Origin of the sequence: Dyella sp. RRB7, assembly GCF_022761115.1 — a bacterium.
Classification (GTDB): Bacteria; Pseudomonadota; Gammaproteobacteria; order Xanthomonadales; family Rhodanobacteraceae; genus Dyella.
In genome coordinates, this window is sequence record NZ_JAKWJS010000004.1 from 50,447 (window position 1) to 72,949 (window position 22,503).

Sequence of the window (22,503 nt, forward strand, 5' to 3'; positions counted from 1 at the left end):
CACGCTCTGTGCGCGACCGCGGACCCTGTCGTTGCCACTCCGCGGTCCTGTCGCGCTCCTGCAGGTGTAGTCACTCGTTGCGTGGGTAATACTCGCGATACCACGCCACGAAACGCGCCACGCCTTCCTCGATCGAGGTATCCGGGGCGTAGCCCACGTCCCGCCGCAGCGCCGACACGTCGGCCCAGGTGTCGGGCACGTCACCGGGCTGCATCGGCAGCAGGCGCTTTTCCACCGTGCGCCCCAGGTGCTGCTCCATCAGTTCGATGAAGCGCAGCAGTTGCACCGGCTGGTCGTTGCCGATGTTATAGACGCGGTAGGGCGCGCTGGACGTGCCGGGGCCGGGGTGCAGCGCGTCGTACGCGGGGTCGGGCAGGGCGGTATGGTCCAATGTGCGGGTCACGCCTTCCACGATGTCGTCGACATAGGTGAAATCGCGGCTGTGGTTGCCGTAGTTGAATACGTCGATGGGTTCGCCACGGCTGATGCGGTCGGCAAACAGCATCGGCGACATGTCGGGCCGGCCCCACGGGCCGTAAACGGTGAAGAAGCGCAACCCGGTGGTGGGCAGGTCGTAAAGATGGCTGTACGTATGGGCCATCAGTTCATTGGCCTTCTTGCTGGCGGCGTAAAGGCTCACGGGGTGGTCGACCGCGTCCTCGATGGCGAACGGCAGCTTGCGGTTGGCGCCGTAGACCGAACTGGACGAGGCGTAGACCAGATGCTCCACCTTGCCATGGCGGCAGGCTTCCAGGATGTTGACGAACCCCACGAGGTTGCTCTGCACGTAGGCCTGCGGGTTCTTCAGCGAGTAGCGCACTCCGGCCTGGGCGGCGAGATTGACCACGCGCTGCGGCCGGAACGCGCCAAAGGCCCCATTCACCGCGTCCGCATCGGCCAGGTCGGCCCGCAGGTGGGTGTAGTTCGGGTGCTGGGCAAAGCGTGCCAGGCGGGCGTCTTTGAGCGTGGGGTCGTAGTAGTCGTTGTGGTTGTCGATGCCGTAGACCTCGTCGCCACGGGCCAGCAGGCGTTCGGCCAGCGCCGCGCCGATGAAGCCGGCCGTGCCGGTGATGAGTATGCGCATCGTGAATCCCCGGGTGAAAACGCCGATTTTATCGTCCGGCGACGGCTGGGTGTGGCTGCCGCTGAATTGACAGCCCACTCTGGGCTAAACTAGCGTCCCCACGGACTCAAAGAGACAAGGTGGCCCGCGCGAAGGCGCCGGTCGAGCGTGTGACATGGCAACTACGATTTCCCAACGCTGATTTCGCCACGCCTTGTTTCTCAGGAAGGGCGCGTGGCGTCCTTTATTTTTGTCCGCCATCCGGGCGGACAAACAAAAACCGGCCATCCATGGCCGGACTCCTCACGAAAAGCACGCAATGTGAGCGTGTTCTTTAGGTGCGAAAATGATTGAGATCACGCTACCCGACGGCAGCAAACGCCCCTTTGAGCATCCGGTGACGGTGCAGGATGTCGCCGCCTCCATTGGCGCGGGCCTGGCCAAGGCCACCCTGGCGGGCAAGGTGGACGGCAAGCTGGTGGACGCCAGCTTCCCGATCGACCATGACGCCAGCCTCGAAATCGTCACTGAGAAGAGCCCGGAGGCGCTGGATATCCTGCGTCACTCCACCGCCCATCTGCTGGCTCAAGCCGTGCAGCGCCTGTATCCCGGCGCGCAGGTCACCATCGGCCCGGTGATCGACAACGGCTTCTACTACGACTTTGCCTATGAGCGCCCGTTCACGCCCGACGATCTGGTGAAGATCGAGGCGGAGATGGAAAAGATCGTCAAGGAAGGCCTGCCGGTGACGCGCAGCGTGAAGTCGCGCGACGAGGCGGTGAATTTCTTCCGTGGCCTGGGCGAAACCTACAAGGCCGAGATCATCGAGAGCATCCCGTCGAACGAGGAACTCTCGCTGTACACGCAGGGCGAATTCACCGACCTGTGCCGCGGCCCGCACGTGCCGAACACCGGCAAGCTGCGCGCGTTCAAGCTGATGAAGGTGGCTGGCGCGTATTGGCGCGGCGATTCCAACAACGCCATGCTCACGCGCATCTACGGCACGGCCTGGCTCAACGACAAGGACCTGAAGGCCTACCTGCACCAGCTGGAAGAGGCCGAGAAGCGCGACCACCGCAAGATCGGCAAGGCGCTCGACCTGTTCCACCAGCAGGAAGAGGGTCCGGGCATGGTGTTCTGGCATCCCAACGGCTGGGCCATCTGGCAGCAGGTGGAGCAGTACATGCGCCGCGTGTACCGCAACAGCGGCTACCAGGAAGTGCGCTGCCCGCAGGTGCTGGACGTGTCGTTGTGGAAGAAGTCCGGTCATTGGGACAACTACCAGGAGAACATGTTCTTCACCGAGTCGGAGAAGCACACGTTCGCGCTCAAGCCCATGAACTGCCCGGGTCATGTGCAGATCTTCAATACCGGCCTGCACAGCTACCGCGAATTGCCGATCCGCTACGGCGAGTTCGGCGCCTGCCACCGCAATGAGCCCTCGGGCGCGCTGCACGGCATCATGCGCGTGCGCGCCTTCACGCAGGACGATGGGCATATCTTCTGCACGCCCGAGCAGGTCGAGGAAGAGGTCACGGCATTCCACTTGCAGGCGATGAGGGTCTACGCCGATTTCGGCTTCACCGATATCGCCGTCAAGCTGGCGCTACGTCCCGAGAAGCGCATCGGTTCCGACGAGTTCTGGGATCGCACCGAGGAAATGCTGCGTCGCGCGCTGCGTGCCGCGGGTGTAGAGTGGGTGGAGCTTCCGGGCGAGGGCGCCTTTTACGCACCCAAGATCGAGTATCACCTCAAGGACTCCATCGGTCGTGCCTGGCAGGTCGGCACCATGCAGGTGGACTTCATGATGCCCGAGCGCCTGGGTGCCGAATATGTGGACGAGAATTCACAGCGTCGTCACCCGGTGATGCTGCATCGTGCCATCGTCGGCTCCATGGAGCGCTTCATCGGCATCCTGATCGAGCACCACGCCGGGTTGTTGCCGGCCTGGCTGGCGCCGGTCCAGGCTGCCGTATTCAGCATCACGGATGCCCAGGCCGACTATGTTCGCGAAGTGACGCAAACCCTTGTCGATAAAGGTTTCCGCGTACACGCCGATTTGCGCAATGAGAAGGTCGGCTATAAAATCCGCGAACATACGTTGCAGAAAGTCCCTTACCTGCTGGTGGTCGGAGATCGCGAGAAGGAATCAGGGGCCGTTTCCGTGCGTACGCGTTCGGGCGAGGACCTCGGCAGCATGCCGTTGGCCGCGTTTATCGAACGCCTGGAAGCCGAGACCCGTCGCTAAGCGCGCGGGCCGGCACTTTTAAGAACTCTTCTGGAGGATTGTGGTATCGCTACCACCGACACTAAGGGCAATCGCCGTAACCATGAGATTCGCGTCCCGCGCGTTCGCGTGATCGGCGCTGATTCGGAACAGCTAGGCATCCTGACCCGTGACGAGGCACTGGCCTTGGCACAAGAAGCGGGCATGGACCTGGTCGAGATCCAGCCGAACGGCGATCCACCGGTCTGCCGCATCATGGACTACGGCAAGTTCAAGTTCGAAGCCCAGAAGAAGGCCCAGGCGGCCAAGAAGAAGCAAAAGCAGGTCGAGATCAAGGAAGTGAAGTTCCGTCCGGTCACGGACGTGGGCGACTACCAGATCAAGCTGCGCAACATGCTTCGCTTCCTCGAGGAGGGCGACAAGGTCAAGGTCACCATCCGCTTCCGTGGCCGTGAAATGTCCCACCAGGACCTGGGCCAGAACCTGGCCAAGAAGATCCAGGAAGACGTGGGCGAGAATGGCGTGGTGGAGTCCTTCCCCCGCCTGGAAGGTCGTCAGATGGTCATGATGATCGGCCCCAAGAAGAAGCAGTAATCGAAAAAGCGGCCTGCGGGCCGCTTTTTTCTTGCCCCCTTTCCGCAGGGGGCAAGGCTGGTAATGACTGGCACTCCCACGTATAATCGCCGGTTCGACCCCTATGGACGGGTCGTGAACCGATCGTGGCAGGACGGAAAGCGTGGCCCAGAGGGTCACCGCCAGATCAGTCAGAAACCGGGGTCCCAATCCCCACTCAAGGAGCATTCCGATGCCCAAGATCAAGACCAACCGGGCGGCCGCGAAGCGTTTTCGCAAGACCGCGTCGGGCAAGTTCAAGGCCGGTCACGCCTTCAAGTCGCACATCCTGACCAAGAAGTCGACCAAGCGTAAGCGCGGTCTCCGCGCCACCAACCACGTCAAGGCTTGCGACACCAAGGGTGTAGCACGCATGTTGCCGTACTTGTAAGGCGAGGAGATAAACCATGGCTCGTGTAAAGCGTGGCGTTACCGCCCGTCGTCGTCACAAGAAGATCATCGGCCGCGCGAAGGGCTACTACAACGCCCGTCGCAAGGTCTTCCGCGTTGCCAACCAGGCCGTCATCAAGGCTGGCCAGTACGCCTATATCGGCCGCAAGCAGCGCAAGCGCCAGTTCCGCGCACTGTGGATCGTGCGTATCAACGCTGCCGCCCGTCAGTTCGGCCTGTCGTACAGCCGCCTGATCAATGGCCTGGCCAAGGCCGGCATCACCGTCGACCGCAAGGTGCTGGCTGATATCGCCGTGCACGACATCAAGGCGTTTGGCGCGATCGCAGAGAAGGCGAAGGCCAGTCTGGCCGCTTGATCGTCTAGCGCATCGCGCACTGACGATATGATGTGATCAAGCGGGGAGGAGGCCAAACGCCTCCTCCCCGTTTTTGTTTGGATAGTGCTCACGACGTTTGCCTCCTCTCCCCTCCGGGGAGAGGATTGAGGTGAGGGGTCACGGCTTGCCCCAATCTTCAATCGAAGCGCGCTTCGAATCGGCGATAACGCAAGAGTGGCCCCTCACCCTGCCCTCTCCCCGAAGGGGAGAGGGGAAGTAGCGAGAAGCGCATCACTATGGACGATCTGGATAGCCGCGCCGCGCAGGCGCTGGCCGATATCGAAAAGGCCGATACGCTCGATGCGCTCGACGCGCTGCGGGTGGGCCTGCTTGGCAAGAGCGGCATCGTGACCGCCGCGCTCAAGGCGCTGGGCGCGCTGTCGCCCGACGAGCGCAAGGCGCGCGGGGCCGAGGTCAACCGTGTGAAGGATCGTCTTGCCGATGCGCTGGCCGCACGCAAGCAGGTGCTGGAGCAGGCCGAGCTTGATCGCCGCCTGGCCTCCGAGAAGCTCGACATCACGCTGCCTGGCCGCGATGGCGAGCGTGGTGGCATCCATCCCATTACCCGTGCCCTGGAACGCATCAGCGCGATCTTTTCGCGGCTGGGTTACCAGCGCGCCGACGGTCCCGAGATCGAAGACGACTGGCACAACTTCGAGGCGCTGAATTTCCCGCCGCATCATCCGGCGCGCGCCATGCACGACACCTTCTACTTCGGCGATGGCCGCCTGCTGCGCACGCATACCTCGCCGGTGCAGGTGCGCTCGATGCAGGGACGCCAGCCGCCGATCCGCATCATTGCGCCGGGCAAGGTCTATCGCAGCGATTCGGACCAGACCCACTCGCCGATGTTCCACCAGATCGAAGGCCTGCTGGTCGATGAGACCTCCAGCTTCGCCGATCTCAAGGGCACGTTGGCCGAATTCATCCGCGCGTTCTTCGAGCGTGACTTCGACATGCGTTTCCGTCCCAGCTACTTCCCCTTTACCGAGCCCTCGGCCGAAGTGGACATTCGCTGGGATGCGGAGGACGGCAGCACGCGCTGGCTCGAAGTGCTGGGCTGCGGCATGGTGCATCCGAACGTGCTGAAGAACTGCGGCATCGACCCGGAGCGCTATACCGGCTTCGCGTTTGGCCTGGGCGTGGAGCGTTTCGCCATGCTGCGTTACGGCGTCTCCGATCTGCGCGCGTTCTTCGAGAACGATCTGCGCTTCCTCAAGCAGTTCGCTTAAATCGCGGCAGGAATCGATACGCATGAAATTCTCCGAGAACTGGTTGCGCGAACTGGTCGAGATCGACGCGGACCGCGCGGTACTGGCCCATGCGCTGACCATGGCCGGCCTGGAAGTGGAAGAACTCACCCCGCTGGGTGAAGGTCTGGACGGTGTCGTCGTCGCTGAAATCATCGGCGCCGAAAAGCATCCCGAGGCCGATCGGCTGCAGGTGTGCAAGGTGGATGCGGGGCAGGGCGAGCCGCTGCAGATCGTCTGCGGCGCGCCGAATGCGCGCGTGGGCATCAAGGTGCCGCTCGCCACCGTGGGCGCCACCTTGCCCGGCGGCATCAACATCAAGGCAGCCAAGCTGCGCGGCGTGGAGTCGTTCGGCATGCTGTGCTCGGCCAAGGAGCTGGGCATCGATGCCGATGCGTCCGGCCTGCTGGAACTGCCGGCCGATGCGCCGGTGGGCCAGCCGCTTGCTGCCTACCTGGGGCTGCCCGATGCCAGCATCGAGCTCAAGCTCACCCCGAACCGTCCCGATTGCCTGGGCTTGTTCGGCCTGGCGCATGACGTGGCCGCCCTGTTCGGCAGCCACGTGAAGACGGGCGAGCAGGTGGCGGCGCCGGTCAGCAGCGAGGCGCGTCGTGGCATTCGCCTGGAAGCCGGTGTCGACGCACCGCGTTATCTTGGCCGCATTGTCGAAGGCATCGACCCGAAAGCACGCACGCCACTGTGGCTGGCCGAGCGCCTGCGACGCGCCGGGCTGCGTCCCATCAGCGCCGTGGTCGACATCACCAACTATGTGATGCTCGAACTGGGGCAGCCGCTGCATGCGTTCGACAACACCAAGCTCAATGGCGACATCGTGGTGCGTCACGCGCGCGCCGGTGAAACGCTCAAGCTGCTCGATGGCTCCGAGGCCAAGCTCGACGAAGGCTTCCTGCTGATCGCCGATGAGCAGAACGGCCTGGCGGTCGCCGGCGTGATGGGCGGCTTCGATTCGCGCGTTACCGACGACACGCACGATGTGTTCCTGGAGGCCGCGCATTTTGCGCCCGCCGCGATCATGGGTCGTGCGCGCAAGCTCGGCATGCATACCGATGCCTCGCATCGCTTCGAGCGTGGCGTCGACCCGGCGCTGCCGCGCCGCGCGCTGGAGCGCGCTACCGAACTGCTGCTCTCCATCGCCGGCGGCAAGGCAGGCCCGGTGCTGGTGGCGGAGAATCTGGCCGACCTGCCGAAGCCGGCCACGGTGACGCTGCGCCGCGCCCGGCTCAAGCGCGTGCTGGGCGTCGACGTGGCCGACGCCGAAGTCGCCCGCATCTTCACCGCGCTGGGCATGCAGGTGGTGCCGCAGGCCGATGGCTGGCAGGTCACCGCACCCAGCAGTCGTTTCGATATCGAGCGCGAAGAAGACCTCATCGAGGAAGTCGCGCGCATCCATGGCTACGACAATATCCCCACGCATACCCCGGCCGGTGCACTGACCCTGGCGGTCGAGCCAGAAGGGCGCCTCAACGAATTGGCCGTGCGTGAGCAGCTGGCGGCCCGCGGTTACTACGAAGCAGTCAACCTGGCCTTTGTCGGCAACGACCTGCTTCAGCGTTGGGGCATGACCGAACAGCTGGTGCCGTTGGCCAATCCGCTGTCGGCCGACCTGGCCGTGATGCGCCCCTCGCTGTTGCCGGGCCTGATCGTGGCGCTGTCGCACAACCGTGCCCGCCAGCAGGAACGGGTGCGCCTGTTCGAGCTGGGCCGTGTCTTTGGTTCAGGCGGATCCCTCCGCGAAGAACCGGCCATCCATGGCCGGACTCCTCAACAAGCGGCCCCTGCCCCGGTGGAGACCCCGTCGCTGGCCCTGGTGGCCTGCGGCACGGCACACGCCGAACAGTGGGGCGAAGTGGCACGCACGCTCGATTTCCATGACCTCAAGGGCGACCTCGATGCCCTGATCGCCTGGGGCGGTGAGCCGCAGCGCTGGGCCGTCCATGCCGACGACTTGCCGGCCTGGTTGCACCCGGGTCGCGGCGCCCGTGTGACCCGTGATGGGGTTACCGTCGGCTACCTGGGCGCGCTGCATCCGCAGCTGGCTAAAGCCCTGGACTTGGGCGCCGATGTCCACGTGCTGGAGCTCGAACTGGAACCGGTGCTGGGCCGCCGCCTGCCCAAGGCGCAGCCGGTGCCCCGCTTCCCGTCCGTGCGCCGGGATATCGCGGTGGACGTACCCGAAGAGGTCAGCTGGTCACAGATTGAGCAGGCGGTCCGGCAGGCGCTGGGCGGCCAGCTCAAGGAGCTGCGCCTGTTCGACCGTTACAGCGGCAAAGGGGTCGAAGCGGGCCGAAAGAGTCTCGCTATGGGCTTGATTTTACAGGACGCTTCACGCACCCTTACCGACGACGACGCCGACCGTAACATACGTGAAGCAGTCGCAGCGTTGGAGACGGCATGCAAGGCGAGATTGCGAGGATAAGATGGCGCTGACCAAGGCGGAGATGGCAGAGCGCCTTTTCCTCGAAGTTGGCCTCAACAAGCGTGAGGCAAAAGAATTCGTGGACGCCTATTTCGAGGTGGTCCGCGAAGCATTGGAAAAGGGTGAGCAGGTCAAGCTGTCGGGTTTCGGCAATTTCGACCTGCGACAGAAGAACCAGCGACCGGGGCGCAATCCCAAGACGGGCGAGGAAATTCCTATTTCCGCACGTCGGGTAGTGACGTTCCGACCGGGTCAGAAACTCAAGGTGCGAGTCGAGGGCTATGCTGGACCAAGGGAATAACACCGAACTCCCCGCCATTCCGGCGAAGCGCTACTTCACCATTGGTGAGGTCAGTGAACTGTGCGGCGTGAAGCCGCACGTGCTGCGCTATTGGGAGCAGGAATTTCCAGCCCTCAATCCGGTCAAGCGCCGCGGCAACCGCCGTTATTACCAGCGTCACGATGTGCTGATGATCCGGCAGATCCGCGGCCTGCTGTACGACGAAGGCTTCACCATCACTGGCGCCCGTGCACGGCTGGAAGGCCCGCAGGCGCGCATGGAGTCGAGCATCTCCCACCAGATCGTGCGCCAGGTGCGCATGGAACTGGAAGAGGTGCTGGCGCTGCTGCGCCGCTGAGCAATAAAACCACTGCCAATGGCTTCCGGTGCTACCGGCTAAGCTGGTAGACTTATCGACTTGCCGCATCGTCGGGGCGTAGCGCAGCCTGGTAGCGCATCTGCCTGGGGGGCAGAGGGTCGTGGGTTCGAATCCCGCCGTCCCGACCAATTCGGCAAGTGACATGAAAAACGGCGCCCTGGGGCGCCGTTTTTGTTTGCGTGAAAGTCAGTACCCGTTGCAACGTGCGATGGTGCAAGGCGCCGGCGATAACGGCGAACGCCCGGGCGTCAACGCCTGCGCATTACCGGCGATAGCGGGTATTGGGCGCGAGCGGGCGGGCCGGGGACACGCCCGGGTGGGATGAATCCCTGACGAAGTGGGACGTGGTCCGATAGGTGGGAGTCGCCTCATCCGGTGCGGGACGCTGCTTGAGGTCCTGCGTGCCGCCATAGACGAGGTGAATATCCGCGACGGATATGTGCTTGGATGGTGGATTCATCGCCATACTCCCGATGGGATCTGAGTTACGCAGATCGGCAAACCAGTGTTCCGAATCCTCGAAAACCTCGAGGCGCTCACTCAGTGGGCGGTGAAACCATGACCGATGGACAGGACACGGCGACACGGCGTGGCTCCACCATACGCCATCTGGCTGGGGATTGCCTTAAGCGGGGACGCCACGCCTATGCGGCCCTGCGGGTCTCACGGGCGGCGAGCGCGGATCGGTCATGGAACGGCCGAAATGCTCAGACCTTTCCTTCGCGATGCGCATCGACAAAGGATTTGGCCTGCTCGAGCATCCAGGGGCCGAACGTTGCCTTGCCCAAGCGGGCGCGCAAGCCGGGATAAGGCTGGTACAGCACCTCGTCGCCGGCCAGCGTGATGGTGAAGCTTTCGCCGGTGCAGCGGATCAGGTAGCCGCAGTAGCGGAACGTGGTTTTGTCGATGACGGAAGGAATGGTCATAAGTGTCCGTGGCGGGAAGGCAGTGCGCGGCGGGTGATCAATGCAGGCGGTGGTACCAAAGGGACTCCATGCCGCGCATGGTGATCCAGACCTGTGTCCGGCGTAATGCGATGAGGTGTTGTTCCAGTAACCGGCGCATGTCTTCGAAATGACCCGGCACGAGGACGCAGACCGGGCTGCGCAGGTTGATGCTGCGCAACAGCCCCCACTGGTCGGGAGTCAGTTGGGCAGGGGGAGCTTGGGCGTGGCCGGCGGCGTGGGGCCGCCGCGAAAGCGACAAGGTGGACAGCAGCGTGGCGACAGGTGCCTGAAGCGAATGCGGATACATGCCAGATGCCTCCGAGCTTGGTTCGGCAGGGCATTGCCTGGTGGAGCTTGGCTTTCGTGTGAATCGAGCCGCTGGGTGATTCGGTCACGGGCCAGCCGTCAGGAACGCATGGAGGCGAGCCGGAACCCGCCACAGGGGCAAGTCGTCGGTCTCGACGGGGATCAACGTTGCGCGGCATGCTGCTGGGCGGCGCTTGGTTGAGACCTGGCCTGCTCCTGATGAGGGGGAGCAAGTCGAAGGTGGGTCGGCGTAAACACACGACGGCAACACCTACCGCCCTGACCCTACACCTTTCGGGCGCACGGTTTTGTTATCCGGCGGGCCGGTGTTGTAACCGGCAAGCGGGAGGACTAGCGTGGATCGATGTCCCGTCAGGCCGCCCACATGGGTCCCATCAGCGTCGAAACCTGGGCCCAGGGCCCGGATCCTGATGGCCAGTGGCGTGGCCATTGGAACCTGGTTTCCGAGGGCGAGGCCATACCGGGGCGGTATGGCCAGACGATCTATCTGTATCGATCCGAGACCGAGGCGCGCGGTGCGGCGATGGGCCTGGGCGAGATGGACCGGCGCAATCTGAAGGCCATCCTCCGCGTGTTCCGCCGCTAGGCCCTGGGCTCAGTAAAGCACGCGACTGCGCAGCGTCCCCGGAATCGTCGACAGCTTGTCCCTGAGCGCGGCGGACTGCTTTTCGTCGGCGGACACGTCGATCACCACGTAGCCCACTTCGCTGTCGGTCTGCAGGAACTGCGCGTCGATATTGATGTTGCCCGCCGAGAACAGCTCATTGATGCGCGAGAGCACGCCCGGCACGTTGCGATGAATGTGCAGCAGGCGGCGGCTGTGCGGGTGCTCGGGCAGCGACACCTCGGGGAAATTCACCGCCGAGAGGGTCGAGCCGTTGTCGCTGTAGCGCACCAGCTTGCTCGCCACCTCGATGCCGATGTTGTCCTGCGCTTCCAGCGTGCTGCCGCCGATATGCGGGGTGAGGATGACGTTGTCCATGCCCACCAGCGGTGAGACGAATGCGTCATCGTTGCCCTTGGGCTCCACCGGGAACACGTCCACCGCGGCGCCGGCGAGATGGCCCGAACGGAGCGAGGCGGCGAGCGCGTCGATATCGACCACGGTGCCGCGCGACGCGTTGATCAGCAGCGAACCCTGGCGCATGCGGGCCAGCTCGGCGGCGCCGATCATCAGCCGCGTGGCGGTGGTTTCCGGCACGTGCAAGGTGACCACGTCGGCGCGTTCGAGCAGATCGTCCAGGCTGTCGGCGGCGCGGGCATTGCCCAGCGACAGCTTGGATTCGATGTCGTGGAAGATCACGCGCATGCCCAGGCTTTCGGCCAGCACGCCGATCTGGGTGCCGATATGGCCGTAGCCGACGATGCCCAGCACCTTGTCGCGCGCCTCGAAGCTGCCGGCCGCCGACTTGGTCCAGCCGCCGCGATGGCACAGAGCATTTTTCTGCGGGATGCCGCGCAACAGCATGATGGCCTCGGCGATCACCAGTTCGGCCACGCTGCGCGTGTTGGAGTAGGGCGCATTGAAGACGGGTACGCCAAGGCGGCGCGCGGCGCCAAGGTCCACCTGATTGGTGCCGATGCAGAAGCAGCCCACGGCGATTAGACGTTTAGCCTGCTGAAGCACCTCGTCGGTCAGGTGCGTGCGCGAGCGGATGCCCACGATGTGCGCGTCGGCGATGCGGGCTTTCAGCTCGTCTTCCGGCAAGGCCTTTTCGTGAAATTCGATCTGGCTGTAGCCGGCGCGGCGGAAGCTTTCCACGGCGCTGCGGCTGACGCCTTCGAGCAGGAGCACCTTGATGTCTTGTTTGGGAAACGAGGTCTTCATGGGCCATGGCGCAGGAGGGTACCCCTTCACTATGCCAGACCTTGAGACCAATTTGCGGCGTCGCAGCACTGGACGCTGCCGGCCGCCGCTGGCAGGCTGCACGGACATCCCAGGAGCCTTCATGACCGATGTCCGCCTGGCCGATCTCGCCGATCGGCTGCCCACGCTTCGACTGCTGACCGATGCCGCCGACCTGGAGCACTACGGTCGCGACTGGACCCGCCGCTGGACCCCGGCGCCGCTGGCCATTGCGCTGCCGGCCGAGGTGGCCCAGGTGCAGGCGATCGTGCGCTGGGCGAACGAGCATGGCGTCGCCATCGTGCCCTCGGGCGGGCGTACCGGTCTGTCTGGCGGCGCCGTTGCCGCCCACGGCGAGCTGGTGTTGAGCCTGGAGCGCATGAACCGCGTGCTCGGCTTCGACGCGGTAGATCGCACGCTCACCGTGCAAGCGGGCATGACCTTGCATGCCGTCCACGAGGCGGCACGCGAGCACGGGCTGATCTATCCGGTGGATTTCGCGGCCCGTGGCTCGTGTTCCATCGGGGGCAATATCGCCACCAACGCGGGCGGCATCCGCGTGATCCGCTACGGCAACACGCGCGAATGGATTGCAGGCTTGACCGTGGTGGCGGGCAACGGCGAGTTGTTGCAGCTCAATCGCGGGCTGATCAAGAACTCCAGCGGCTACGACTTGCGTCAACTGCTGATCGGCTCGGAAGGCACGCTGGGTGTGATGGTGGAGGCGACGCTGCGGCTCACCGACCCGCCGCCGCCGTCGCAGGTGATGCTGCTGGCCTTGCCGAGCATGGACGCGCTGATGGAGGTATTTGCGCTGTTCCGTTCGAAGCTGGCGTTGCAGGCGTTCGAGTTCTTTACCGATGTCGCGCTGCGCCACGTGCTGGCGCACGGGGCGCAGCGGGCGATCGAGGGCGAGCATCCGTATTACGTGGTGACCGAGTTCGACTTGGACAACGCTGCGCAGGATGCCGCGCTGGCGGCGTTCGAGCTGGGCGTGGAGCACGGCTGGATCAGCGATGGCGTGCTGGCGCAAAGCGAGGCGCAGGCGGCCGCGCTGTGGCGCCTGCGCGAAGGCATCACCGAAAGCCTGGCGCCGCATCGCCCGTACAAGAACGATATCTCGCTGCGCATCAGCGCGCTGCCGGCCTTCCTGCATGAAATCCAGGCCTTGCTGGGGCGGGAGTATCCGCATTTCGAAGTGGTGTGGTTCGGCCACATCGGCGATGGCAACCTGCATATCAACGTATTGCGTCCGGCCGAGCTCACCGAGGCCGAGTTCATCGCGCAGTGCGAGCATGTCACCAAGTTGCTGGCCGAGACCTTGCGGCGCCATGGCGGCAGCATTTCGGCCGAGCACGGCATTGGCCTGGTCAAGCGCGCTTACCTGGGGAGCACGCGCAGCGAGGCGGAGATTGCCTTGATGCGTGGGGTCAGGCAGGTGTTCGATCCCAAGGGCATTCTCAATCCGGGCAAGTTGTTCGAGTGAGCGCTGGAAGGCTGCGCGGGTGCCCGCAGGCACTCTCTTGCCGGCATGGGCGCTAAGGCGACGCTAAGCCCGCTGCGGCATGCTCGACGGACCTCACTTCCGATGATTCCGTCCATGCAACGATATCTCCGCGCGACCCTGGCCTCGGCACTGCTCATGCTCGGTGCGCCCCACGTGGCTGCCGCCCCCCAGGCGGCAGACTACCGCGTGCTGTCACGCTTGCAACTGGGCGGCACGGGTGGTTGGGATTACCTGAATTTCGATGCGCAACGCCGCCACCTGTTCATCAGCCGCGGCGATCGCGTGCAGGTGGTCGACGTGGACCAGGGCAAGCTGATCGGCACGATTCCCGGGACCCAGGGCGTGCACGGCATCGCCATCGATCAGGCCATGCATCATGGCTATACCAGCAACGGCCAGAGCGCCTCGGTGACGGTATTCGACCTGGATACGCTGGCGACCGTCGCGGTGATCCAGGGCACCGGCGAGAAGCCGGACGCGATCATTTATGACGCCGCCTCGAAGCATGTATTCACGCTCAACGGCAAGGGTCGCTCGTTCAGCGTGATCGATCCCGTCCGCAACGAGATCGTCACCACGGTCGCGCTGCCGGGCAAGCCGGAATTTGCGGCCGCCGACGAGGCGGGTCACGTCTACGTGAACCTGGAAGATCGCGCCCAACTGGTGGAGATCAACAGCCTGACCAATGCCGTGATGACCACCTTGTCGCTTGGTTCGTGCCAGGCGCCTACCGGCCTCGCCATCGACAACCGGAAGCATCGCCTGTTCTCCGTCTGCGACAACCAGCAGATGGCCGTGGTGAATGCGCAGGATGGAAAACTAGTGGCCAGCGTGCCGATTGGCGATGGGCCGGATGCAGTGGTGTTTGACGAGGCCACCTCGACCGCTTTCAGCGCCAATGGCGAAAGCGGAACCATCACCGCCGTGCATCAGGACGATGCCGATCACTACAGCGTGATCGCCAACATCTCCACGCAGCCGAGTGCGCGCACGCTGGCGCTCGATCCCAAGCTGCATCGCCTGTACCTGTCGGCGGCCCAATGGGTCTCGCCGCCGAGCGCGGGTGGTGCCCGGCCCGCGGTGGTTCCCGACAGTTTCACGCTGCTGACGGTGGGGCGTCCGTAAGCGCAGGTCCTTCGGGCGGGGGCGTGCTAGCCTAAATGGCCGTCCCCCGTTCGCTGAGGAGCATAAGCATGTCGCAGGCACTTCGTTCCCTTTATCCCGAGATCGAACCGTATGACAGCGGCATGCTCAAGGTCTCCGACCTGCACACGCTGTACTACGAGCAGAGCGGCAATCCGAATGGCAAGCCGGTGGTGTTTCTGCACGGTGGCCCGGGCGGCGGCACCAACCCCAAGTGCCGGCGTTTCTTCGATCCGGCGGTGTACCGCATCGTGCTGTTCGATCAGCGCGGTTGCGGCAAGTCCACGCCGCATGCCGAGCTGACCGACAACACCACTTGGCACCTGGTCAACGACATCGAACGCATCCGCACGCACTTGGGCATCGACCGCTGGCAGGTGTTCGGCGGCTCGTGGGGTTCGACGCTGGCGCTGGCGTATGCGCAGACGCATCCCGATCGCGTCACCGAGCTGGTGTTGCGCGGCATCTTCATGCTGCGTCGCTGGGAGCTGGAGTGGTTCTACCAGAAGGGTTGCGACGCGCTTTATCCGGATGCGTGGGAAACCTATCTCAACGCCATTCCCGAGGCCGAGCATGGCGACCTGATGAGTGCCTACCATCGCCGCCTCACCAGCAGCGATCCGCAGGTGCGGTTGAAGGCGGCGCGTGCCTGGTCGGTGTGGGAAGGCGCCACCAGTTACCTGTGGCAGGATCCTGCACATATCCAATCCAGTGGCGAGGACGAATTCGCCCTGGCGTTCGCGCGCATCGAATGCCATTACTTCGTGCACGGCGGTTTCTTCGAGCACGATGACCAGTTGCTGCGCAACGTCGAGCGCATCCGCAAGATTCCGGCGGTGATCGTGCAGGGTCGCTACGACGTGGTGTGCCCGATGCGCAGTGCGTGGGACCTGCATCGTGCCTGGCCGGAAGCCGACCTGCGCATCGTGCAGGACGCCGGCCATTCGGCCTTCGAGCCCGGCAACATCTCCGAACTGGTGCAGGCCACGGATCGCTTCCGCGGCTGAAGCTACCGGCGGCCCATGGTCATTCCGGCTTGCGTTGGAATGGCCATGGACGTCAGGTCATGGGCGCCACCGTGCGTCCAAGCACATGCAGGCCCAGGTTCGCGCGCTTGGCCTGGCGCTTGGCGCGCGCAGCCAGCATGGCGATGGATTGCGCCCGCTGCGGCAGCGGCGGAATCAGCTCGACCGCGCCCATCACCACCGCGGTAAAGGGGAAGAACTGCGGTTCGCCGCGCCGGTCCTTGCCATGCAGGCCGCCGCGCTGGATGTCGGTGGCATCGAACAGGTGCGGCGAGCGTGCATTGAACGCGTCGATGACGCGCTGGCAGCGTGCCGTCCAGTCAGCGCTCTGGAACAGCACCACGAAATCGTCGCCGCCGATGTGTCCGATGAAATCGAGCGCCGGATCGACATGTTCGCTGAGCAGGCTCGATAGCAGGCGAATCATCTCGTCGCCGCGCGAATAACCGTAGTGATCGTTGAACGGCTTGAAATCGGTCAGGTCGACATGCGCCACGGCGAAGCGTTCGCCGCCGTCGAGCAATCGTTCCAGGTGTTCGGTGGTGGGAATATTGCCGGGCAGGAAGGTGAGCGGGTTGGCATGCCTCGCCGCATCGATGCGCAATTCGCTCACGCGGCGCACCAGTGCCTCGCCGGTACCCAGTCCCCGATAGTGACCGCCGCTGGTGACGATGAAGCCGTCGCTCAGGTAGCGCTGGTCCTCGCCGCGCAGCACATCGGCGAGGCTTTCCAGGCTGCGGTGTTCGTCGCATATCAGCGGCGCGCCGTTCATCAAGGCGGTGCATGACTTGCGCGCCAGCAGCTCGCGGGCGAACGGCTGGGCCATGCGCTCGTTGACCAGGCGCCGGTTGATCAGGCCGATGGGGTGGCCGTCCCGGACCACGGCCACGGCGTGCAGCTCCGGGTGGTCGACGAACAGCGCCATCACTTCATCGTTGGTCTGCCACGGATGCACGAAGGGTGCTTCCATCAGCAGGTGGCGCACCTGGGTGGGGCGCTGCGTGACCGGGCCGCGTGGGCGCGGCAACACGGCGACGGACGGCGCGCGCAGCACCTGCTGGGCTTCCGGGCTGGCTTCGCTCACCGGTTCGGGCGCCGGGTGGCCGATCAGGAAGCCCTGTGCATACGGAATACCCAGGTCGCGCAGCACGCGCAGATCGGCGGGATCTTCCACGCCTTCGCCGACCAGCTCGGTGCCCAGCGTCTCGGCGACCTGGCACAGCGCACGCACGATCGCCAGCCGGCCGGCACTGCGCGACAGGCCATTGATGAGATAGCGGTCGATCTTGACGATGTCAGGGTGGATCTCGTTCCACATCTCGAAACTGGAATGGCCGTTGCCGAAATCGTCCAGGGCAATGCGCATGCCGTGCGCGCGCAGATAGCCCAGTGCGTGGGCCAGGCGGGCGGGGTTTTCCACCACATCGCGCTCGGTTACCTCGATGGTGACGCGGGCAGGGTCCAGCCCGCTGGCGACGATGGTGGACAGCACGTCGTCCGGCCGCAGCGTGTCCTGCAGGATGGCATGGGCGCTGAGGTTCACCAGCAGTCGCCCGCCGCTGCCGTGCTTGGCGAAGGCGTGGCACAGGGTGCGGGCGGCGTGCAGTTCCACGTCGGCCAGGCGGCCCTCCATGCGGGCGAGGTCCAGCAGGTCGAGGATGGAGAAGTTGCCGGGCATAGGGGTGCAACGGCTCAGCCCCTCGTGCGCGACGACCTCGAAGGTATCGACGCGCACCAGGGGTTGGAAGACTGGGATCAGGCCTCCGCCGGCAAGTGCGCGTTCGAGCATGGTGGGTGGGGTGTCGTAGTAGGCGAGATGGGCTGACATGCCTTGGCTGCGTTCAGGCCGCCGTAGCGACCTGTGGTGTGGGCTTCATGGCGGGCGAGGGCCGCGCATCGTGCGTCGGTCCATAAGCATCTTCCTGTTCGCCGGGAAGACGGAAGAAGGCAACCTGGCGCATCAGCGCCTCGGCGTCGGTGTTGAGGGCGCGGCCGGTGACGTTGATGTCCTCCACCAGCCCGGCATTGGCCTGGGTGATTTGGTCCATTTCCACCACGGTGCGATTGATCTGGGTGATGCCGCTGGCCTGGGTCTGGCCCGCATCGGAAATCTGCGCTACCAGGTCGGACACGCGCGCCATGCTTTGCACGATGCCATCGAGTGCTTCGCCCGACAGCGCCACGCGCCCGCGCGCCACGTCCACCGCTTCGCTGCTGCTGGCGACGAGGCGGCGGATGTCCTTGCCGGCCTCCACGCAGCGCCGCGCCAGTAGGCGCACTTCGGATGCCACCACGGCGAAGCCGCGCCCGCGCTCGCCGGCCTGTGCCGCTTCGATGGCGGCATTGAGCGAGAGCAGGTTGGTCTGGAAGGCGATGCTGTCGACCAGGTCGACGATCTCGGCGATGTCGCGGCTGGCCTGTTCGATGGCATGCATGGATTGGAGCGCCTCGCCGGCGACATGGCGGCCTTGTTCCACATGACCCAGCGCTTCGCGTGCCGCGTTGGCGGCGCCATCGGCATGCCCGGCGCCCTGTACGGCCGTGGCGGCCATCTGCTCCATCGAAGCCGCGGTCTGCTCGAGGCTGGCGGCCTGGGCTTGTGTGCGGTGGCTCAACGCGTGGTTGTCCCGCGCCAGGTGGCGTGCGCGTTCGTCCACGGACAATGCGCTGGCACGCACATGGCTCAACACGCGGGTGAGCTGCGCATCCATCGCCGCGAGGGCGCGCAGCAGCTTGCCCAGTTCGTCGTCCACGCCGGCGTCGACTGTTTCGCCGAGCGTGCCGGAGGCGATGCGTTGCGCCACCTGCGTGGCCAGCTTCAGTCGCTGCATCAAGGTGCGCATCAGCGCGCCGTCGAGCGCGATGGTGGAAAGCAGGGCCAGGGCTAGCAGCACGATCAGCACGATCATGCCTTGTCGATCGGCCTGGCGCTGCGTCTGCACCTGATCGTTGCCCTTGGCCAGCGCCGCCTGGAACAGGTTGGCGAAGTCGCTCTGCAGGGGCTCGTAGGCGGGCTGTACTTCGGTGCTCAGCTTGAGTGCACCCAGATCGAACTGGCCGGCGTCGAGCAAGGCCAGCGTCTCGTCGATGGTGCGGTCGGCATCGGCGCGATGCGTGGCAGTCAGCTTGAGCGACTGCGCCTGCTCCACCGCCAGCTCGCTGCTCAGCAGCTGCTTCCAGTGCCGTTCGGCATCCACGCGATCGCTATGGATACGCGTGTGGGCGTCATCCACGGCCGAGGGCAACTGCGATAACACGGCATGCACCAGCGCCTGCAGGCTGCTGTTGTAGTCGTTTTGCACGCGACCGACATCCGCGACGGGACTCAACGAGCCTTCCACCAGGCCCTGGATGCGGGTATCCGCGCGGTGCAGCTGCATCAGGCCCGCCGCACACATCACGGCAAGCAGGCCAAGAATGGACAGCAGGCGCAGCAGCAAGCGCTTGCGCAGCGTCAGTTGGGGAATCCACTTCGGTAGTTTGAACATGGGGAGTCAAGGTGAGGGAACTGCAAGAGCTGTCGGCTCACCGAGCTGCAACTTTAGCGAAAATGCATAAAAAATATCTTTTGAAACAATATGTTGCTGTTATTTCAGCGGGGCGGAGAAGCGCGGGAAAAATGACACGGCAATGTGTCCGCCGAATGACTTTTGTGCTGCATTTCTCACTCGCAACCAGCACAAAGGCCTCGCGGGTGATGACGAGGCCTTTCTGTGGGCTGCCAGTTTTTCGCTCGTCAGTCCCGCTTGCGCGGGAATGACGACGTGTTGATCGTTACCGTTCAACCACCGGGCAGCTGCTTGGTGCCGAAGATCTTGTCGCCCGCATCGCCGAGGCCGGGCAGGATGTAGCCGTGCTCGTTGAGATGATCGTCGATGGCCGCCGTGTAGATCTCGACGTCGGGATGGGCTGCCTCGATGCGCTTGAGCCCTTCCGGTGCGGCGACCAGGAACAAGCCCTTGATGCGCTTGCAGCCGGCGGCCTTGAGCATGTCCACCGTGGCCACCAGGGTGCCGGCGGTGGCCAGCATCGGATCGACGATCAATGCGATGCGTTCGTCCATGCGGCCGGTGAGCTTCTCGTAATAGGCGATCGGCTTGAGCGTTTCCTCGTCGCGCTGCAGGCCGACCACGCTCACCTTGGCGGCGGGAATCATGTCGAGCACGCCGGGCAGCATGCCAAGCCCCGCGCGCAGGATCGGCACGATGGTCACCTTCTTGCCCTTGATCTGGTGCACGGTCAGCGGGCCGGCCCAGCCCTCGATGGTCCGCTCGATGGTTTCCAGGTCCTTGGTGGCCTCATAGGTCAGCAGCGAGGCAACTTCCGAGGCCAGCTCGCGGAATTCCTTGGTGCTGATGCCGGCGCGGCGCATCAAGCCAAGCTTGTGCTGGATGAGCGGGTGGCGAACTTCGACGATCTTCATGAGGCAACCTGGCAAGTGGACTGCCGCGATTGTCGCCTACGCCATGTGTCATGCACAAAGAAAGGGTGCCGGTGGTTGCCGGCACCCTTGCGGCCAGGTGCGTATCAGTGCGCGGCCGGGGCGGCGTCGCCCTTCAGACAGTTGCTCATGAAGGCCTTGCGGGCATCGCCCTTGAGGGTCTTGGCCTGCGGATCGGCATTGCAGGCGGTCATTTTCTGCTGCTGGGTCTGCTTGGCTGGCGCGGCCGGGGCTTCGCCCTTGAGGCAACTGCTCATGAACGCCTTGCGATCGTCGCCGGTCTTGCCTGTTGCCTGCTTGTTGCAGTCGGTCATGCGTTGCTGCTGCGAGTTCTTGGCGGGCGGGCTGCTGGTGGAGGCCTGCGGCGCGGCGAAGGCGGTAGAGGCGGCAAAAGCCAGCGCGACGCTGGCGACCATCAGGCTCAAACGCGAGGACATGCGGGTACCCTCCTTGATGACCGGCGAGTGCCGGCGGGGCAAGTCTATGCCTGTGGCTGGCCGGTAGGGAGGGGCGACCTGCCATTCGTCCCCGCGACGGTCGTCAGGCTCGTCGCGGGGAACAGGTCACGGCTCAGGCCGCTTCGGCCTTGAGTTTACGCGGGCCTTGCAGCAAAGCCTGGCGCACATGCGATACCACCAGGTCCACTTCGGCGCTGCTGACCAGGAAGTGCGGGGTGAAGCGCAGCGAGTTGGTACCGCCGTGGATCACGCCGACGCCGCGTTCACGCATGTATTCCTCGATGGAGTGCGCGCCGTAGCACTTGAACTCCGGCGCCAGTTCGCAGGAGAACAGCAGGCCGGTGCCCTGTACCTTGGTGATCAGGCCGCCCAGTTCGTTCTTCAGCACGTTGAGCTTGTCCACGAACTCCTTGCCACGCTCGCGGATATTGTTGCGGACGTCGTCGCTCAACTCGTTGAGCGTGGCCAGGGCCACGTCGAGCGCGCGTGGATTGGCCGTCATGGTGTTGCCGTAGATGCCCTTGCGGTACAGCTCGGCCACGCGATCGGACACCGCCAGCACGGACAGCGGATACTGGCCGGCGTTGAGTGCCTTGGAGAAGGTTTCCATATCCGGCGGGGCGAGCTTCTCGAAGCCGGGGTAGTCGGTGACCGAAAGCACGCCATGCGCGCGCAGGCCGGCTTGGATCGAGTCGACCAGCAGCAGCGTGCCATGTGCTTCGGTGAGTGCGCGGGCCTTCTGGTAGAACTCCGGCGTCACCGCGCGGCCCGGGTCGCCTTCGCCCATCACCGGCTCAAGGAACATCGCCTCGATGAACCAGCCATGCTTGTCGGCATCGGCAAACACGGCTTCGAGCTGCGCGATGTCGTAGGGCGCAACCGTCAGCAGCGTGTCTTCATGGCGATAGCTGGCCAAGTGCTGCAGGTAGGTCTTGCGGGTGGAGTCCGAATACAGCGCCGGCTTGTCGGTGCGGCCGTGGAACGCGCCCTTCACCGCGACGCGCTTGATGGCGCGTCCCGCGTGGCGGGCACCGGCATCGGTCATCAGCTTGGCGTTGACGTCGGCGATGCGGCAAGCCAGGCCCACCGCTTCGGAACCTGAGTTCAGGCACAGGTAACGTGAGTACGGATTGCCGCCGCGCTGGCGGCCCAGCTCGCGATCCATCGCCTGGGTGAAACGCATCTGCGCGATGCTCGGCGTCATCACGTTGGCCATCACCTGCGGGCGTGCCAACGCGGCGTCGATGGCCGGATGGTTGTGGCCGAAGCCGAGCATGCCGTAGCCGCCGTTGTCGTGGATCACCGCGCCCTTGAGGCTGACCACCCACGGGCCGCGCGCGGCGGCGGGCAGGTACGGATTGATCGCGTCGTCCGGGTAGAAATTGACGAACCCGGCCTGTGCTGTCGCCAACTGTTCGGCTTCGTCTAGCTTGAGGAAGTCGCCCAGCTCGCCGCGCAGCTCGCGATGGCGCGCAACGGCTTCCTCGATCGCCTGTGCCAGTTGCGGATGGCTGGCGGCAAAGCGCTCGATGGTGGCGTCGTCCAGGCCGGTGGTCTGCGGCGCTCCGCCGAATTCGCGCAGTTCGCGCAGCTGATCAATCACGCCCATGGGTTCCTCCTTAAAGGTCGACTTGCCTGCCGTCCCGATGGCATGCGCGCCGACGTGTCAAAAATGCTGGATGGAAACGCGTGACTGTTCAGCGTTTCCCTGGCCCGCGAGGGCCTTGCCGCACTGCGATCCATCACGGATGTGGCAATGCAACGACTTTCCGA

The 22,503-nt window shown here is 64.7% G+C and carries 22 protein-coding genes and 1 tRNA gene; 13 read left to right on the top strand and 10 right to left on the bottom strand.

Annotation, left to right across the window (positions count from 1 at the left end; translation table 11 throughout):
• Positions 1-70 precede the first annotated feature (70 nt).
• Positions 71-1,084, bottom strand: a complete 1,014-nt coding sequence (locus MJ606_RS11285; protein ID WP_243049622.1) for an NAD-dependent epimerase — start codon at positions 1,082-1,084, stop codon at positions 71-73.
• Between the two features lie 325 nt (positions 1,085-1,409).
• On the opposite strand from MJ606_RS11285, the gene thrS reads away from it, so the two are divergent.
• The 9 genes from thrS (at position 1,410) to MJ606_RS11330 (ending at position 9,164) form a co-directional block, all read left to right on the top strand.
• Positions 1,410-3,311 (top strand): threonine--tRNA ligase, encoded by a 1,902-nt coding sequence (thrS, locus tag MJ606_RS11290; protein WP_243049623.1) that lies wholly within the window; start codon positions 1,410-1,412, stop codon positions 3,309-3,311.
• A gap of 45 nt (positions 3,312-3,356) precedes the next feature.
• Entirely contained in the window at positions 3,357-3,884 is a 528-nt protein-coding gene (infC, locus tag MJ606_RS11295) for a translation initiation factor IF-3 (RefSeq protein ID WP_343214818.1), read from the top strand.
• Between the two features lie 211 nt (positions 3,885-4,095).
• Positions 4,096-4,293 (top strand): 50S ribosomal protein L35, encoded by a 198-nt coding sequence (gene rpmI, locus MJ606_RS11300; RefSeq protein WP_038615747.1) that lies wholly within the window; start codon positions 4,096-4,098, stop codon positions 4,291-4,293.
• A gap of 16 nt (positions 4,294-4,309) precedes the next feature.
• On the top strand, positions 4,310-4,669 hold the full coding sequence (gene rplT, locus MJ606_RS11305) for a 50S ribosomal protein L20 (RefSeq protein ID WP_017463630.1): 360 nt from the start codon (positions 4,310-4,312) through the stop codon (positions 4,667-4,669).
• A gap of 257 nt (positions 4,670-4,926) precedes the next feature.
• The gene (gene pheS / locus MJ606_RS11310; RefSeq protein WP_243049624.1) at positions 4,927-5,922 is read left to right on the top strand and encodes a phenylalanine--tRNA ligase subunit alpha; all 996 of its coding nucleotides are present in this window, start codon (positions 4,927-4,929) and stop codon (positions 5,920-5,922) included.
• A 22-nt stretch (positions 5,923-5,944) separates the two neighbouring features.
• A complete protein-coding gene (gene pheT / locus MJ606_RS11315) occupies positions 5,945-8,377 on the top strand; it encodes a phenylalanine--tRNA ligase subunit beta (protein WP_243049625.1) in 2,433 nt (810 codons plus the stop codon).
• 1 nt (position 8,378) lies between these two features.
• Positions 8,379-8,678, top strand: a complete 300-nt coding sequence (ihfA, locus tag MJ606_RS11320) for an integration host factor subunit alpha (protein ID WP_019467382.1) — start codon at positions 8,379-8,381, stop codon at positions 8,676-8,678.
• Positions 8,659-9,015 carry a MerR family transcriptional regulator gene (locus tag MJ606_RS11325; RefSeq protein WP_019467383.1) on the top strand — a complete coding sequence of 119 codons (357 nt, stop codon included), beginning with the start codon at positions 8,659-8,661 and terminating at the stop codon, positions 9,013-9,015. Before ihfA ends, MJ606_RS11325 begins: the two co-directional genes overlap by 20 nt.
• Positions 9,016-9,087: 72 nt before the next feature.
• Positions 9,088-9,164, top strand: a tRNA-Pro gene (locus MJ606_RS11330).
• A gap of 134 nt (positions 9,165-9,298) precedes the next feature.
• Here the strand turns inward: MJ606_RS11330 and MJ606_RS11335 are convergent.
• From MJ606_RS11335 to MJ606_RS11345, 3 genes are all read right to left on the bottom strand, one after another.
• Positions 9,299-9,496, bottom strand: a complete 198-nt coding sequence (locus MJ606_RS11335; protein WP_243049626.1) for a hypothetical protein — start codon at positions 9,494-9,496, stop codon at positions 9,299-9,301.
• Between the two features lie 247 nt (positions 9,497-9,743).
• Positions 9,744-9,962: a hypothetical protein gene (locus MJ606_RS11340; RefSeq protein ID WP_243049627.1), complete on the bottom strand. Its 219-nt coding sequence runs from the start codon at positions 9,960-9,962 to the stop codon at positions 9,744-9,746.
• Positions 9,963-9,999: 37 nt separating this feature from the next.
• On the bottom strand, positions 10,000-10,290 hold the full coding sequence (locus tag MJ606_RS11345; protein WP_243049628.1) for a hypothetical protein: 291 nt from the start codon (positions 10,288-10,290) through the stop codon (positions 10,000-10,002).
• Positions 10,291-10,674: 384 nt separating this feature from the next.
• Here MJ606_RS11345 and MJ606_RS11350 point away from each other — a divergent pair, with 384 nt between their 5' ends.
• The gene (locus MJ606_RS11350; RefSeq protein ID WP_243049629.1) at positions 10,675-10,896 is read left to right on the top strand and encodes a hypothetical protein; all 222 of its coding nucleotides are present in this window, start codon (positions 10,675-10,677) and stop codon (positions 10,894-10,896) included.
• 9 nt (positions 10,897-10,905) lie between these two features.
• On the opposite strand, the gene serA is transcribed toward MJ606_RS11350, so the two are convergent.
• Positions 10,906-12,138 (bottom strand): phosphoglycerate dehydrogenase, encoded by a 1,233-nt coding sequence (serA, locus tag MJ606_RS11355; protein WP_243049630.1) that lies wholly within the window; start codon positions 12,136-12,138, stop codon positions 10,906-10,908.
• Between the two features lie 121 nt (positions 12,139-12,259).
• On the opposite strand from serA, the gene MJ606_RS11360 reads away from it, so the two are divergent.
• From MJ606_RS11360 to pip, 3 genes are all read left to right on the top strand, one after another.
• Positions 12,260-13,642: an FAD-binding oxidoreductase gene (locus tag MJ606_RS11360; protein ID WP_243049631.1), complete on the top strand. Its 1,383-nt coding sequence runs from the start codon at positions 12,260-12,262 to the stop codon at positions 13,640-13,642.
• A 114-nt stretch (positions 13,643-13,756) separates the two neighbouring features.
• Entirely contained in the window at positions 13,757-14,788 is a 1,032-nt protein-coding gene (locus tag MJ606_RS11365) for a YncE family protein (protein ID WP_243049632.1), read from the top strand.
• A 68-nt stretch (positions 14,789-14,856) separates the two neighbouring features.
• Entirely contained in the window at positions 14,857-15,813 is a 957-nt protein-coding gene (gene pip, locus MJ606_RS11370) for a prolyl aminopeptidase (protein ID WP_243049633.1), read from the top strand.
• 52 nt (positions 15,814-15,865) lie between these two features.
• Here pip and MJ606_RS11375 read toward each other — a convergent pair whose 3' ends face one another.
• The 5 genes from MJ606_RS11375 to MJ606_RS11395 all read right to left on the bottom strand — a co-directional run bounded on the left by MJ606_RS11375 (position 15,866) and on the right by MJ606_RS11395 (position 22,339).
• A complete protein-coding gene (locus tag MJ606_RS11375) occupies positions 15,866-17,659 on the bottom strand; it encodes an EAL domain-containing protein (RefSeq protein ID WP_243049634.1) in 1,794 nt (597 codons plus the stop codon).
• A gap of 13 nt (positions 17,660-17,672) precedes the next feature.
• Positions 17,673-19,319: a methyl-accepting chemotaxis protein gene (locus MJ606_RS11380; RefSeq protein ID WP_243049635.1), complete on the bottom strand. Its 1,647-nt coding sequence runs from the start codon at positions 19,317-19,319 to the stop codon at positions 17,673-17,675.
• 293 nt (positions 19,320-19,612) lie between these two features.
• On the bottom strand, positions 19,613-20,254 hold the full coding sequence (upp, locus tag MJ606_RS11385) for a uracil phosphoribosyltransferase (protein ID WP_243049636.1): 642 nt from the start codon (positions 20,252-20,254) through the stop codon (positions 19,613-19,615).
• A gap of 104 nt (positions 20,255-20,358) precedes the next feature.
• On the bottom strand, positions 20,359-20,709 hold the full coding sequence (locus tag MJ606_RS11390; RefSeq protein WP_243049637.1) for a PsiF family protein: 351 nt from the start codon (positions 20,707-20,709) through the stop codon (positions 20,359-20,361).
• A 133-nt stretch (positions 20,710-20,842) separates the two neighbouring features.
• Complete coding sequence (locus tag MJ606_RS11395; protein WP_243049638.1) at positions 20,843-22,339, bottom strand: aminotransferase class III-fold pyridoxal phosphate-dependent enzyme; 1,497 nt, start codon at positions 22,337-22,339, stop codon at positions 20,843-20,845.
• Positions 22,340-22,503: the final 164 nt, after the last annotated feature.